Below are 15,941 nucleotides of genomic sequence, written 5' to 3'. Positions count from 1 at the left end.
ATGCCTGTATAACGTTTAAAACCAGCGTCACTTTGTTTGAGTAGCTTATCTATGTTTGGCATGGTTCCTAAAAAGTTATGAGTGTTTCAGTTATTGTAAAATTCTCTGCTACTTTTGCAAGAGGTCTATTAAGTATTAGTGCTAATTCAATGCAGTTGGAGTAAAAAGCATATATTCTTATTGGTCATTACCGAATAAATCACGAGTAAACACCTTGTCTGCAACGTCTTCTAACTCCTCAGACATACGGTTGGCTACGATAACATCGCTGATAGATTTAAATTCTTTTAAATCCTTAATAACTCTTGAATTATAAAACAAATCATCTTGCAATACAGGCTCATAAACCACGACTTCGATACCTTTGGCTTTAATGCGCTTCATGACACCTTGAATTGACGAGGCTCTAAAATTGTCTGAACCACTTTTCATGGTGAGTCGATGTACCCCCACAATCTTAGGGCTCATTGCAATTATGGTGTCAGCGATAAAGTCTTTTCGGGTACGGTTAGAGTCAACAATGGCTCTAATTAAATTGCTGGGTACTTCATCGTAGTTTGCCAAAAGCTGCTTGGTGTCTTTGGGTAGACAGTAACCACCATATCCAAAAGAGGGGTTATTGTAGTGGTCGCCAATACGTGGATCCAGGCCGACACCTTCAATAATCTGTCTGGTGTTAAGACCATAGGTTTGGGCATAAGTATCAAGCTCATTAAAGTAGGCAACACGCATCGCTAAATAGGTATTGGAAAACAGCTTGATGGCTTCTGCCTCAGTAGATTTGGTATAAAGTACGGGAACATTCTTTTTAACAGCACCTTCCAGAAGTAGTTGTGCAAACTGTTCTGCTTTATCAGACTCATCACCAATAATAATACGTGAGGGGTATAGGTTGTCGTGTAGCGCTTGACCTTCTCTTAGAAACTCAGGTGAGAAGATAATATTGTCGCTAGATAAACGCTGTCTTAAGTCTTTAGTAAAGCCAACAGGTACGGTTGATTTAATAATAATGGTTGCCGTTTGATTAACCTCAAGAATATCTTGAATGACCGTTTCTACACTTTTGGTATTAAAGAAATTGGTTTTAGGATCATAATCCGTTGGCGTTGCTACAATAACGATATCTGCTTTTTGATACGCTTCTTTAGCGTTGAGAGTAGCTGTGAAGTCAAGCGGTTTATTCGCTAAGAAATCTTCAATATCTTTGTCTTCGATAGGCGATTTTTTAGTATTCAGTAGCTCAACTTTTTCAGGCAGGATATCAACGGCTGTAACGTTATTATGCTGTGCCAATAACATTGCATTTGATAACCCAACATAGCCGGTGCCAACAACAGTAATTTTCATAAAGTATTCCCTATAGTTGTAATTATTGATATCACGTTGTTGTTTAATAAAGAACTTATTCCAGTTTGATAGATAACCTTCTAGTCTACTGCCAATACTCCTCAAGCCATGGACTTGGTTTTACATGTCGATACCATTTACCACCGCCGCCTTTGATGGCGTCTGGTGGATTAATCTCACCATGGAAGATGACGATTTTTGCGCCCTCAGGTAGGGTCGGGGCACGTACCAGATTGAATGGAATAGGGGCAATACATTGGTATTTGAAGCTCACGCACCAGTCTTTATCCCAGTACTCTAAATGATGATGCTCGCGCAGATAGTTCGATAGATAAGCCTGCTCATGGCGAACCTGCGTGCGAATGGTCTCAAAGTTACGCTCAAAGTTTGCCAGTAATTCAGGGTAGGTGTTTTGTCCCACTTTGAAACGATAGACTGAGCTATTGCCAATCATGCGCCATGGTTTTTTCCAATCACGAATGATAACGACGCTGTCCGGGTGCGCTGCTTGATAGGTAAAAAATCCATCGATATTATCAACGATGACGATATCGATGTCTAAAAATAATGCCACCCCTTTGAGGTCATACAGCTCAGGCTTAAAGGTGGTGAGTTTTTTCCAGCCACGCTCAGGGCCCGCAGGTAGATCCAGCTCAGGTATTGGGTAGCATTTTACGGCAGGATCAATACCTGTACTGTCATCGGTCAGACATACCATCTGAAAGTCCAATGTCAGGTGGCGGCTCACCATATTGTATAGGCGGTTGACGTATTCTGGGCCATACTTATCACCCCACTTCATACAGATGACATAACGCTGCTCGGCTGTATAATCTGGTCGTGTCAGGGTGTCTGATAAGGGCTGGGTTATGTCAGTTGCCATAATGCACTCATATTAAAGTTCAGTAGAGAGTAGATTTATAAAAGTTTAGGTACGTGTTGTATCGGTCATGCAGTATCGTTAACGATGACGACTTATTTATATTACCATAACCAATGTCTATGGTATTTGCCACTGCTTAACAGATTGTATTATCGTTTTATAGGGTTGTTGCGGGCGAAGACTCAGGGCGTGCGATGAGCGTTCTGCCTGTCATCATCAAGCCGCTTACGATGTTGGTTATTACTACAAATAAAGTCTGACAAAGCGTTTTTGTCAGCCGTATAAGGGTTGTCTAGCTCAGGGATATGCTTAAAGCGCCGATAGCCCCACGTATAATGACTGCATTTATCCTCAATCATGTGTTGCATGGCCAGATTGAGCGCATGCGCTGCTGTTTTTGCATCGCGATCATACAGTGCTGGATCATCAAGCTTATAGCAATAAATATCAAATCCGCGCCCATCATCACGGCGAATACAAGATAAGCCGACCAGTGCGCATTTGGTTTTACTGGCAAGCTTGGAGGCCAGCGTACTGGTCAACGTCTCAATCCCAAAAAACGGCACAACCACGCCGCCTGACGGATCAGGGACATGGTCGGGCAATATAATACTAAAGCCGCCTTGCTTTAGAGTCTTAAAGATAGCCTTGACCCCGCTACCATCGGTGGGTACCAGCGTGGCATTTAACCGCGAGCGGCCTTGCAAGACAAAGTCATTGATGACGTCGCCTTTGACTGGTTTATACATGATAGTCGGGGCACCAAATTGATTGAGCCACGCGTTCATCATCTCCCACGTACCCAAATGCGGGACGATGGCCAGCATACCGTTTGGACTGGCAAGACCTTCTAACAAAATGTCTTTATTGTGGACATCGCGTATCTGCTTGATGCTCCACTCAGGCGGCATCGCCCAGCTTTTGATCGATTCGATACTGGTCAAGCACTGATGATAGATAATCTCTTTAGTCAGCGCTTGTTTTTGCTGGTCTGATAAAGAATCAGCAATCAGCGCCATATTGATACTGACGGTGCGCATGATGCTCAAGCTGGGTATCTTTATGATAACCCAAGCGACAAAACGTGCCACTATCCGCAGGACGGACAGTGGCACGTATTTAAAGATATGGTACGGATTCATGACCACTCACGCAGTGATGAATCCTGTAGTCCGTCAGATAAAGAATAGTTAAACATTATCTGAGGGCTTACTGAGCAGGTCTATTGCTGTCGGCTTGTGCTTTTTCGCGCACACGGATACCAAGCTCACGTAGCTGCTTGCTATCGACTTCAGCAGGGGCTTGGGTCAATGGGCAGTCAGCAGTTTTGGTTTTCGGGAAAGCAATCACATCACGAATAGAGCTTGCACCTACCATTAACATGATCAAACGATCCAAACCAAAGGCAAGACCACCGTGCGGCGGCGCACCGAATTTTAAGGCGTCAAGTAAGAAGCTGAATTTCTCTTCGGCTTCTTGCTCATCGATACCTAACGCTTCAAATACAGCTTGCTGCATCTCGAGGGTATTGATACGTAAGCTACCACCACCGATTTCGGTACCGTTTAGTACCATGTCATAAGCGATAGAAAGCGCGGTTTCTGGGCTGTTTTTTAGCTCCTCTACTGAGCCTTTAGGCTTGGTAAATGGATGGTGCATAGAAGTCCAGCGGCCATCGTCAGTTTGCTCAAACATTGGGAAGTCGGTCACCCAAAGCGGTGCCCACTCACACGTGGTAATGTCTAAGTCTAGACCGATTTTTTGACGTAGAGCACCTATGGCATCGTTTACCACACTGGCTTTGTCCGCACCAAAGAAAATAATGTCGCCATCTTCTGCACCAGTACGCTCGATAAGGCTAACCAAGACGTCATCAGTCATGTTTTTGATGATAGGCGACTGCAGGCCAGACTCTTTGTCGACGCCGTTGTTGATCAAGCTTACATCATTAACTTTAATATAAGCCAAACCGCGTGCGCCGTAGATACCGACAAACTTGGTATAAGCATCGATTTGCTTACGGCTGAGTGAAGCGCCGCCTGGGATACGTAGTGCGGCCACACGGCCTTTAGGATCGTTAGCAGGACCAGCAAAGACTTTAAAATCGACATCTTTCATCAAATCAGCCACATCGACCAATTTTAATGGAATACGTAAGTCAGGCTTGTCTGAGGCGTAGTCACGCATCGCCTCGGCATAAGTCATGCGCGGAAAGTCTTCAAACTCGACATCAAGCATGGTTTTAAATAAGTGCTTGATCAAGCCTTCATTGATATTCATGATTTCTTCTTCGTTTAAGAAAGAAGTCTCGATATCTACTTGGGTAAACTCTGGCTGACGATCGGCACGCAAGTCTTCATCACGGAAGCATTTAGCGATTTGATAATAACGATCAAATCCTGACACCATAAGGAGCTGCTTAAATAGCTGTGGTGATTGCGGCAAAGCAAAAAAGTTACCTGGGCGAGTACGTGAAGGCACCAGATAGTCACGCGCACCCTCTGGCGTAGCACGAGTCAAAATAGGGGTTTCAACATCTAAGAAACCGTGATCATCGAGATAACGACGAATCGCTGAGGTGGCCTTGGCACGGAACACCATGCGCTCTTGCATGTGCGGGCGGCGCATATCTAGATAGCGATACTTAAGACGCAAGTCTTCTGATACCGTGGTATTTTCGTCATTCAATGGGAACGGCGGGGTCTCAGATTTGGCCAGTACTTCGATCTCTTTGCCCAACAGCTCAACTTGACCACTGGTCATATTGTTGTTTTCGGTGCCTTCATAACGGCGGCGTACGCGGCCAGTGATTTTTAGCACATATTCAGGACGTACTGCATCAGCCGTTGCGAATGCCTCTGGCGTATCAGGATCGACGACGACCTGCAAGATACCGGCGCGGTCACGCATGTCTAAAAAAATCACGCCACCGTGATCGCGACGACGATGTACCCAGCCTACGACACTGATGGTTTGCTCAAGTAAGCTTTCGGTTACGGCTCCGCAATATTCGTCTCGGTATTCGCTATGCGTCATAGTGCTTTGCGTCATAATATAATTATCCAGTTGTCAGCCCAGTTCGAAATATAATAATGCAGCCATCATTGGCATGGCACCAGTTAGGCACTGTGCAAAAAAGCACAAATACGCGATTCAGACAAATGGTCATCGCGCAGGCTGCAGTAATTTGTTGTAAACGCATATTATGCCTAATCTGGCATTGTTATACAACTAGCGGTTGCCAGAGTATCTACGTTAAATAATGTCATCGTGCTTGAAAATACGGCCAATCGGGCACATATCAGCTGCACATTAATAACAGCAACATTATCATTATATCTACTGACATATCTACCGACTTGAGGAAATGACCATCATGCTATTTCATCCACCCAAAAATCCTATCGAGCTAAAAGTACGCCATTTAAACGAAGCGCAAAAGCAGCGCCGTGAAGATTTAATGGAAGCCACGCAAGGCAAGGCCGCCCTCAAGCAGTTCAAAAAAACCATGGCAAAAAAAGCCAAACAAGCGCTAAAGGCAAAAAATAAGAAAAAAAACAACGAAAGCAAACCACAGGTCTTTGTGCTGGACTTTGATGGAGATATCAAGGCCACAGCCGTCAAGCATCTGCGTGAAGAGATTAGCACACTGATTAGCACCGCCAGCAAGGGTGATGAAGTAGTGGTGCGTCTAGAGTCGGGCGGCGGCTTGGTGCATGGTTATGGGTTGGCTGCGGCACAGTTGGTTCGTCTAAAAGATGCCGGTCTAACTCTGACTGTCTGTGTTGATAAAGTCGCGGCGAGTGGCGGTTATATGATGGCTTGTGTGGCTGATAAAGTGGTGGCTGCTCCGTTTGCTGTGATCGGCTCGATCGGGGTGGTCTCTCAATTGCCAAACTTTCATAAATGGCTCAAAAATCACGATGTCGATTATGAGATGTTTACCGCTGGCGACTACAAACGTACCGTGACGGTATTTGGAGAAAACGACGCCGAAGACCGCGCCAAGTATCAAGAAGAGCTTGAGCAGACGCATGCGCTGTTTAAGCATTTTGTCAACACCTACCGTCCAGCTCTAGACTTAGAAAAAGTCGCGACAGGCGAGCACTGGTATGGCGAAGATGCCTTGATGCTAAACTTGGTCGATGAGCTACAAACCTCCGACAGCTATATCTTGGCACGTATGGAAGACAGTGAAGTGTATGCCCTGCATTCAAGGCAAAAACCAACGCTCGCAGAAAAGCTGGGGCTGGCGCAAGCAGCAGAGGCGACTCTACATGTGGCGCTCGACAAGCTGCCAGATGCTTTGGCGCGCTTTGATTTAAACAGTCGTTTAAACATCCTAAAGTAACATGAAATATCAAAAGGTTGTTTAGTATTCAGCTCTACAGGCTTTATGATTGACTGATGAAGTGTTTGTGTTTTGTAAAAGGCGTGGCCTAGCTGGTCGCGCCTTTTTTGCTGTTTATTGATAATCACTGTGTTATAAATGTAGCGGACAAAAGAGAGTATACGTGCGTACACTATAATATTTTATTAAAATTTCGATGTGAAATTTATAAGAGTCATTAACCATAAGTAGAGAAAAGGAAGTCACTATGTCTAGCCAAACCCTGATGTTTACCGCAACAGAGCATGGTCAATCCATGCATGCCAAAGTCAAAGCGTTCATCGAGACCCATATCGAGCCAATAGAAGCGCAGTTTTGGCAAGATTGTCATGCACAAAACCCTGATGGTGACTGGACCACATGGCAGTGGCCCGAAAAATACGAGAGCTTGCGTAAGCAGGCACGTGACGCTGGATTATGGAACCTATTTTTGCCAGATGATGAGTTGGGTGCTGGCTTGTCTGTCACCGACTATGCACCGATTGCTGAGCTGACTGGTCGTAGTTTGCTGGCGCCTTATGTATTCAATTGCAATGCACCTGATAGTGGCAATATGGAGTTGTTATGGCGCTATGGTTCAAAAGAGCAGCAAGACCAGTGGCTTACGCCGTTGTTAGAAGGTAAGACGCGCTCGGTGTTTTGTATGACCGAGCCTGAGGTGGCTTCCAGTGACGCGACCAATATGCAAGCGACGGCGGTGGTCGAAGGTGACGAAATCGTCATCAATGGCAGCAAGTGGTGGTCGTCAGGTCTGGGTGATCCTGCGGTCGATGTATTAATCGTCATGGCCTATACTCCTGATGAGAATAAAGACCGTCACCATCAGCACTCGATGGTACTAGTACCGGCAAAAACCGCTGGCGTCAAAATCGAGCGTATGCTCAAAGTATTTGGTGATTATGATGCGCCGCATGGTCATGGAGAGGTCAGCTTTAATGATGTGCGTGTGCCAGCCAGTCACTTTATCGGCGGGCCGGGTATGGGCTTTGAGATAGCCCAAGGCCGCTTAGGACCAGGCCGCATTCATCACTGTATGCGCTGTATCGGTGCGGCTGAGAAGTCGTTGGAGCTGGCTGTCAAACGCGGCATGGCACGGACGGCTTTTGGTAAGCCACTAATCCAGCTGGGCGGTAACTTTGAGCGTATCAGTGATGCTCGGGTTAAGATTGACCAAGCACGCTTATTGACACTATACGCGGCGCAAAAAATGGATGCCCAAGGCACCAAAGCGGCACTCACTGAAATCTCTGCGATAAAGGTCGTCGCACCCACAGTATTACAAGAAGTGGTCGATATGGCGATTCAAATCCATGGCGGTATGGGTGTGTGCCAAGACACGATGTTGCCGTCATTTTATGCACAAGCTCGCGCGCTGCGTCTAGCTGACGGCCCTGATGAAGTGCATAAAACTATGATTGCCAAACTTGAGCTAAAGCGTCAAGGTTTTGGCCGCTCGTCGAAACCTGCTAAATCTTAATATAAGAGTAGGGCGCGTTGCACATTCATAACGTGTTGAACATTCACAAATAGGCACTGCTAATCGCTAAAATGGTGCTAGACAAGGCGCAAAGCGACGATAATGCAGATGCCTTACCGTAATGATTGATTACTTTAATTGACCACATGATAAGGAACATCTTATGGCTACTGATACTCATGCCAACTCTACTGACAACGATGACCAGTTACCGAGCAGCGTCCTAGATAAAGGCGGCGCAGTGCGCGAAGGCGAAGAGCTGGATGCTCACGCGGTCAGCGTCTGGCTACGCGAGCAGGGCGTTGATATAAAAGGCGAGCCTACAGTCACTCAGTTTTCAGGCGGCGCATCAAACTGGACGTACCGGCTACAATATGAAGGCACGGGTGCAGAGCAAGATTTGATCTTGCGTCGTCCGCCAAAAGGCACCAAAGCCAAGTCGGCGCATGACATGGTGCGTGAGTACACGGTACAAAAAGCCTTAAAAGACGCTTACCCTTATGTGCCAAATATGGTGGCGCTATGTACCGATGAGTCAGTCATCGGAGCGGATTTTTATGTCATGGAGCGTATGGAAGGCATCATTCCGCGTGCCAATCTGCCCAAAGGGATTGAGTTAGATGAAGCGCAAACACGCGCATTATGCACCAATGTCATCGACGCCTTGATTGATCTACATCAAGTAGACTATAGCGCGCATCCTGACTTGGTCGAGCTTGGCCGCGGTGAGGGCTACTGCGAGCGCCAAGTGACAGGCTGGGATAAGCGCTATGTCAAAGCCAAGACATCCAATGTGCCAAGCTTTGCGTTGGTGCGTCAATGGCTGACTAAGCACACACCTGCCGATAGTAAAACTTGCTTGATTCACAACGACTGGCGCTTTGATAATGTGATCTTAGATGCCACGGATCCAACCAAAGTCATTGGTGTGCTCGATTGGGAAATGGCGACTTTGGGCGATCCGTTGATGGATTTGGGCAGTGCTTTGGCTTACTGGATAGAAGCCGACGATAACATGATCATGCAGCAGTCCCGCCGTCAGCCCACGCATTTAAAGGGCATGATGACCCGTGAGGAAGTGGTGGATTATTATCTGGAGCGTACGGGCCTACAGATAGACAACTGGACGTTTTATGAGGTGTTTGGGTTGTTTCGCTTAGCGGGTATCGTACAGCAAATTTATTATCGCTATTATCATAAACAAACCACCAACCCTGCCTTTAAAAACTTTTGGATCATCGTCCATGTTTTGCATGCCAAGTGCTTAAAGCTGATCGCTCAGTATGAGGGCGAGGCGTTGTTTACCAGTCACGTGCAGCCGCATTTAGCAGACATGGGCGTCGATGCTGCTACCATCGCACAGCTACCCAGTCCTGTACAAAAAATTGTCAAAAGTATCTTACCAAAAAGCTACTTTACCCAGACGTCGTCATCGGTGGACGAGTAACGCGCTGATACGCCGCAAACAAATACCGTTGGATTAATAACAAAAGGCAGCATTTTATGACCACCATACTTCTGGCACGTCATGGTCAGGCGTCCTTTGGGCAAGCAAACTACGATCAGCTCTCAGAGCTGGGCGGTATTCAGGCGCAGATGTTAGGTGAGCATTATGCAAACACCCAGCGCCGTATCGATGCCATCTTTACCGGCAGCTTGGTCAGGCAGCAAGACTCAGCGCGGCACTTTTGGCAGCGCTATCAGTCTTTTGCGGGCAGGGATCAAAACCAAACGCCGCCGCTCGTACCTGCCATTGACTTAGACAATACGGATCGTTATGTCTTGCCGCAGTTTGATGAGTTTAATCATCAAGACATCTTGATGAAGTCTCATCCAGCTTTTGGCAATCGCGCGGCAATCGCGGCCGAGATTGCGCAAGCAGAAGTCCCATCTAAGCGCTTGGCCGAGCTGTTTGATCAAGCGATGCAGCGCTGGCATAGCGGCGAGTGCGATGATGACTATTTAGAGAGCTGGCCACAGTTCAACGACCGAGCCCAGTTGGCGCTCGAGCAGGTACGACAAAAAGTGGTGGATATGAGCCTAAATCGTGACAGTACGGTGCTGGTTTTTACCTCAGGTGGCGTGATCGCGGCCATCACAGCTCAGCTATTAAAGCAGGGCAGCTCAACGGCTTATCAGATTAATAAAAGTCTGGTCAATACTGGAGTGACGGCGATCACGTTTAAAAATGAGCGAACGCGTTTGCTGTCTTTAAATGAGTATAGTCACCTGTTTTCAGCAGGCAAAGAGTTTGTGACGTGGCGATAAGCTGGTATCTGACGGCATGGATACGCTATAGTAGGAAAACAGCGCTCGCGGCTGCGGCTAAGGACGAATGCCATCCTCTATGATCGCCGCGTATCATCCGCTTATCTTGTCTGATAATAAAATAAGCGCTATTTCATTATAAGATATCAAGGACTGTCTATGCAAAATCATATTTTAAAGGTCGTCAAGCAAAACGCCGAGCAGCGCAAGCGGCAGATATTAAGCGCGCTATACCCGGATCGGTATCTAAAAAAACGCAGCAAACAACAAGTCGGGCGCGACAAAACCGTACTCATTACAGGAGCCAGCTCAGGCTTGGGTGAGGGGATGGCCAGACTCTTTGCCAAGCTTGGTTATAATTTGGCGATTTGTGCGCGCCGTACCGATCGCCTAGAGCGTTTAACCTCAGAGCTAGTGGCAGAGTATCCGGACATTCGGGTCGAGTATCGCGCTTTGGATGTGAGCAACTATGACGAGATATTTTCAGTATTTGATGCCTTTGCTGCGGATTTCGATGGTATCGACCGTGTGGTCGTCAATGCGGGTGTGGGAGATAGTCGCCGTATTGGTAAAGGTCGTTTTGAAACCAACCGTCATACAGTCGAGATCAATTTTATATCCGCGCTGGCACAGTGTGAAGCGGCGATGAATATCTTTCGCGCACAAAACAGCGGTCACTTGGTGGTGATCTCTAGTATGTCGGCCATGCGTGGTTTGCCCAAACACCTAACGGCGTATGGTGCAAGCAAAGCGGGGCTGGCGCATCTTGCAGAGGGTATTCGTGCTGATATGCTGCTTACCAACCTGCCCATTCAGGTGTCTACGATTTATCCAGGCTATGTGCGTACCGAGATCAATGAAAACGCCAAACCGCTGCCGTTTGAGGTCAATGCCGAAACGGGCACCAAAGCCATCGTTGCCGCCATTGAGGCTGAGGTAGAAGAAGCCTGTGTACCAAGCTTGCCGTGGTCGGTGGTGGGTAAGGCGATGAAGCATCTGCCATTACAGGTGGTCAATAAGTTCAGTTAGCATCTCGCTTAAAACGCAAATACAATAAAAATATAAATAGACAAAAAAAGCCCTCTACATCTGTATAGAGGGCTTTTTACGCTGCAGTATCCGCAGTGTTAGACGCTTTGACTAAAGCGTTTGCGGGTTGTCGAGTTGATGCTGTTCGCGCAGCTTTTGCCGCAGTACTTTACCAACGTTACTCTTTGGTAGCTCGCTGACAAACTCAATATGACGCGGGCATTTGTAACCCGTTAAGTTGTCCAGCGCAAACTCTTTGATGGCTTCTTTGGTGACATTGTTGTTCGCTGGCACAATATAGATTTTGACTGCTTCACCTTGGTTTTCATCAGGGATACCTATCACCGCACAGTCGACAATGTCGTCGCTGTCCAACATGACAGATTCAATCTCATTAGGGAAAACATTAAAACCAGAGACCAAAATCATGTCTTTTTTGCGATCGAGTAGGGTAAAGTAGCCTTTTTCATCCATGCTGACGATATCACCAGTACGGAAATAACCATCGCTGGTAAAGTCGCTACTACTGTCTTTATTAAAGTAGCCCGACATGACATTTGGACCTTTGATGCACAGCTCGCCTGCCTGATGGGGTCCTAGGCGCTCACCGTTTTCGCCAACGACGATAATATCAACGCTTGGACCAGGCGTGCCAATCGTACCATTAAATTTACGATCAATGACGATATTGTTGGTGCCGACTGCTACACATTCAGTCATACCCCAACCTTCAACCATCGGACAGCCTGTCACTTCTAACCAACGCGCCGCTGTTTGTTCGGTTGCCGCCATACCACCTGCCTGCGAGAGACGAAGTGAGCTGAAATCTAAGTCTTTAAAGTTTGGCTGATCAAGCAAGCCTTTAAACAGCGTATTGACCGCTGGAAAAATATGGAAAGGCTGTTTGGATAAAGTTTTGACAAATCCTGGCATATCACGCGGATTTGGTACCAAAATAAAAGTGTAACCTGAGCGCATGCCAAGCAGGCTAAGCATGTAAGCAAAAATATGATACAGCGGCAGCGCCATGACCATATTGATATACACTTCATTAATTTCTGAGGTGACCGGACGAAACCATGCTTCTGACTGCATGGCAGCAGCGACGACGTTACGCTGAGTTAATACCGCGCCTTTAGATAGTCCTGTGGTGCCACCAGTATACTGCAAGATAGCCGTTTGGCTTAAGCTGGTTTTTGAGGGCTGAAACGGTAGACTCTTGCCTTTTTTTAGGACATCAGGGAATTTGGTGACGTTATATTTAGGATCATTGAGGTTGTACTTAGGTACCAAGCGTTTGACTTGACGGATAACGGTATTGACCAAAATACCCTTAAGCCCCATCATGTCGCCCATTTTGGATAAAACAATACGTCTAATGGCCGTCTCTTCGATGACCTGCTCGAGCGCTTGGGCAAAGTTGTCTACCACAAAGATAACTTGCGCACCTGAATCGTTGAGCTGATGGCGCAGCTCGCGACCCGTGTATAATGGGTTGATAGGCGTACATACGTAGCCTGCCCGCAAGATACCGATCATCGTGGGCAAATACTGCGGCACGTTTGGCATCATCAATGCCACCACGCTACCTTTGGGGATTTCCTGCGACTGTAGCCATGCGGCGACGGCCAATGAGGCTTTGTCGACGTCATCATACGTGTGTGTCACGCCCATACAGACACTCATAGGGTGCATACGAAAGCGGTTAAAACACTCCTCGTATAGCTCGATGAGGCTGTCGTATTGATCAGGGTCGATGCTCTTTGGTACGTTTGCTGGATAATGAGCAAGCCAAGGCTTATCTGTAGTCATATTTAGCGTCCTTAATTTTGATATAAGTTAAGGTTCTATAAGAAAGTAGTCACATCCTTGTCAACGATATGCGCTCAATCACTGAGCGCGATATGGCCGAGTGCTATCCTATCTATTACTGACTGCTAACATATGGTGGCCTTTGTACAATGGTGTTTAACGATCAAAAATGCTGGTTTGAATGGGTTAAACGATTGATTGTGCGCCTCGCCGTCACACGAGGTCAAATAAAACATATATATGGTAAAACGACGATATTCTGTTGTTTTAACGAATGTTTTCTCTAATTAAAGCAACAGAATAGCACGTGACATATTTCGGCAATACATTAACACAACTACAACGTAAGTCGATATTATTATACTAGAACTTCTTAGTACATATATAAATTTGATTAATCAAATAAGATGTGTTGCAAGTAAAATAAGATAAATGGCCATCAAATAGGGATGAGCGGTGAGGGTGTTGTCTGGCGCGACCGCTTATCATAGAGATTAAATAGAGATAAGTGGCTGGCGAAAGCGATTCGTCAATAGTGACGCTAACACAGAATAAAGATTGAGTAAAAATTCTGTGAGGTCAAAGCGGATAAATAGATAGTAACGAGACAGATAAGCCATCATTCATGCATCAACAATAGTAAGTAATAAAAAGATCTAAAGATAGGGCCGCTGACATAAAAGCGCCCTGCAAAGGCAAGGCGCTATGATAAAGCTTTGATAAAATTCTTATTATGAATGACGTATTTACAGTCTTGGATGGTCTGCGTCGTGTTTTTCGCGCAGTTTTTGCCGCAGTACCTTACCGACGTTGCTCTTTGGTAGCTCGCTGACAAACTCGATATGACGTGGGCACTTATAACCCGTTAAGTTGTCCAGCGCAAATTCTTTGATGACTTCTTTGGTGACATTGTTGTCCGCAGGCACCACATAGATTTTGACTGCCTCGCCTTGGCGCTCATCAGGAATACCAATGACCGCACAATCAACGATACCGTCGCAGTCAAGCATGACAGACTCGACCTCATTAGGAAAGACGTTAAAACCAGAGACCAAAATCATGTCTTTTTTACGGTCTAACAGTCTAAAGTATCCTTTTTCATCCATACTAACGATATCACCAGTACGGAAGTAACCATCGCTGGTAAAGTCATCACTGCTGTCTCTGTTTAAATAACCTGAAGTGACGTTAGGGCCCTTGACGCACAGCTCGCCTGCTTGGTTTACACCGACGCGCTTGCCCTCATCATCAATCACAATGGCATCGACGCTAGGGACGGGTACACCAATTGTCCCGTTAAACTTACGATCTGTGATGACGTTGGCCGTACCGACCGCCACGCCTTCGGTCATTCCCCAACCTTCGATCATCGCACAGTCAGTGGTCTCAAGCCAGCGAGTGGCGGTTTGTTCGGTCGCCGCCATACCACCTGCCTGCGAGATACGTAGCGAGCTAAAATCTAGGTGTTTAAAGTCTGGATGATCTAGCAAGCCTTTAAACAGCGTATTGACCGCTGGAAAAATATGAAATGGCTGTTTTGATAAGGTTTTGATAAACCCTGGTATATCGCGCGGGTTGGGTATTAAGATAAAGGTATAGCCTGAGCGCATGCCGAGCAAGCTGAGCATAAAGGCAAAGATATGATACAGCGGTAGCGCCATGACCATATTGATATATACCTCATTGATCTCAGAGGTGATAGGGCGGGTCCAAGCCTCTGATTGCATCGCCGCCGCCACGATATTACGCTGCGACAAGATGGCACCCTTTGATAATCCTGTCGTGCCGCCGGTATATTGCAAAAACGCCTTTTGATCAAGTGACATTTTTGGCTTTTGAAAGGGAAGGCTTTTGCCTTTTTTGAGCACATCAGGGAGTTTTGTGACTTGATACTTTGGGTCGTTGAGCTTGTATTTGGGGACCAGACGTTTGACTTGGCGAATGATGGTATTGACCAAGATACCTTTGAGCCCCATCATATCGCCCATTTTTGATAAGACAATACGTTTGATTTTGGTCTCGCCGATGACCTGCTCGAGCGCTTGGGCAAAGTTGTCTACCACAAAGATAATTTGTGCGCCTGAGTCGTTGAGCTGATGACGCAGCTCGCGGCCTGTATAGAGTGGATTGACTGGGGTGCATACATAGCCTGCCCGCAAGATACCAATCATCGTGGGCAGATATTGCGGCACGTTTGGCATCATCAGTGCCACCACACTGCCTTGTGGTAGTCCCTGAGATTGTAGCCATGCGGCGACGGCCAACGAGGCTTCATCCACATCATTATAAGTGTGAGTCACACCCATACAGATACTCATAGGGTGCATACGAAAGCGGTCAAAGCATTCCTCATACAGCTCCATTATGCTGCTATATCTATCAGGGTTGATAGTCTTAGGTACACCATCGGGATAATTGGCAAGCCAAGGTTTGTTCGGCATCATAGTCAGCGTCCTTGAATTTCAAAATAGGGTAGGAGGGTGTATCAAAGCAGTCTTATCCGTGTCAATAAAACACACCAGCGCTGACAGAGGTAGTTTGTCGCTGCGTGCGTCAACATCCGTATTTATTGACTGGCTGCTCAGTTTTTTGAATGACAGGGTAAGTTGCACGGTAATCATCGATTGTTTCAGTGACAGCGAAAACCATGCGCTATTATTAAAGCATAAAAACCAAGGCATCAAAAAAATAATACACTTCAGAAATACAGTAGCATGAATGTCGGCCAAGGCAAC

At 46.5% G+C, this 15,941-nt stretch carries 11 protein-coding genes; 5 read left to right on the top strand and 6 right to left on the bottom strand.

The annotated features are described in order from the left end of the window. Positions 1-177: 177 nt before the first annotated feature. The 4 genes from JMX98_RS06780 to aspS all read right to left on the bottom strand — a co-directional run bounded on the left by JMX98_RS06780 (position 178) and on the right by aspS (position 5,266). Entirely contained in the window at positions 178-1,347 is a 1,170-nt protein-coding gene (locus tag JMX98_RS06780; protein ID WP_201585481.1) for a nucleotide sugar dehydrogenase, read from the bottom strand. Between the two features lie 85 nt (positions 1,348-1,432). Further along, on the bottom strand, positions 1,433-2,230 hold the full coding sequence (locus tag JMX98_RS06775) for a glycosyltransferase (protein WP_201585474.1): 798 nt from the start codon (positions 2,228-2,230) through the stop codon (positions 1,433-1,435). Between the two features lie 182 nt (positions 2,231-2,412). Then, positions 2,413-3,372, bottom strand: a complete 960-nt coding sequence (locus JMX98_RS06770) for a lysophospholipid acyltransferase family protein (protein WP_201585472.1) — start codon at positions 3,370-3,372, stop codon at positions 2,413-2,415. A gap of 67 nt (positions 3,373-3,439) precedes the next feature. Then, entirely contained in the window at positions 3,440-5,266 is a 1,827-nt protein-coding gene (gene aspS / locus JMX98_RS06765) for an aspartate--tRNA ligase (protein ID WP_201585491.1), read from the bottom strand. Positions 5,267-5,606: 340 nt separating this feature from the next. On the opposite strand from aspS, the gene sohB reads away from it, so the two are divergent. From sohB to JMX98_RS06740, 5 genes are all read left to right on the top strand, one after another. Next, positions 5,607-6,581: a protease SohB gene (sohB, locus tag JMX98_RS06760; protein WP_201585471.1), complete on the top strand. Its 975-nt coding sequence runs from the start codon at positions 5,607-5,609 to the stop codon at positions 6,579-6,581. Between the two features lie 265 nt (positions 6,582-6,846). Continuing rightward, positions 6,847-8,097 (top strand): acyl-CoA dehydrogenase family protein, encoded by a 1,251-nt coding sequence (locus JMX98_RS06755; protein WP_413786528.1) that lies wholly within the window; start codon positions 6,847-6,849, stop codon positions 8,095-8,097. Between the two features lie 163 nt (positions 8,098-8,260). Further along, positions 8,261-9,544, top strand: coding sequence for a phosphotransferase family protein (locus tag JMX98_RS06750; protein ID WP_201585469.1), 1,284 nt, complete (start codon positions 8,261-8,263; stop codon positions 9,542-9,544). A 56-nt stretch (positions 9,545-9,600) separates the two neighbouring features. Further along, on the top strand, positions 9,601-10,365 hold the full coding sequence (locus JMX98_RS06745) for a histidine phosphatase family protein (RefSeq protein WP_201585468.1): 765 nt from the start codon (positions 9,601-9,603) through the stop codon (positions 10,363-10,365). 159 nt (positions 10,366-10,524) lie between these two features. Further along, positions 10,525-11,394: an SDR family oxidoreductase gene (locus JMX98_RS06740; RefSeq protein ID WP_201585467.1), complete on the top strand. Its 870-nt coding sequence runs from the start codon at positions 10,525-10,527 to the stop codon at positions 11,392-11,394. 111 nt (positions 11,395-11,505) lie between these two features. Here JMX98_RS06740 and JMX98_RS06735 read toward each other — a convergent pair whose 3' ends face one another. After that, on the bottom strand, positions 11,506-13,206 hold the full coding sequence (locus JMX98_RS06735; RefSeq protein WP_201585466.1) for an AMP-binding protein: 1,701 nt from the start codon (positions 13,204-13,206) through the stop codon (positions 11,506-11,508). Positions 13,207-13,952: 746 nt separating this feature from the next. Further along, complete coding sequence (locus tag JMX98_RS06730; protein ID WP_201585464.1) at positions 13,953-15,650, bottom strand: AMP-binding protein; 1,698 nt, start codon at positions 15,648-15,650, stop codon at positions 13,953-13,955. Between the last annotated feature and the right edge of the window lie 291 nt (positions 15,651-15,941).

The organism is Psychrobacter sp. HII-4 (assembly GCF_904846595.1).
Taxonomy (GTDB): Bacteria; Pseudomonadota; Gammaproteobacteria; order Pseudomonadales; family Moraxellaceae; genus Psychrobacter; species Psychrobacter celer.
Note: the sequence above shows the minus strand (reverse complement) of the source record. Positions and strands in the feature narration are given on the sequence as shown.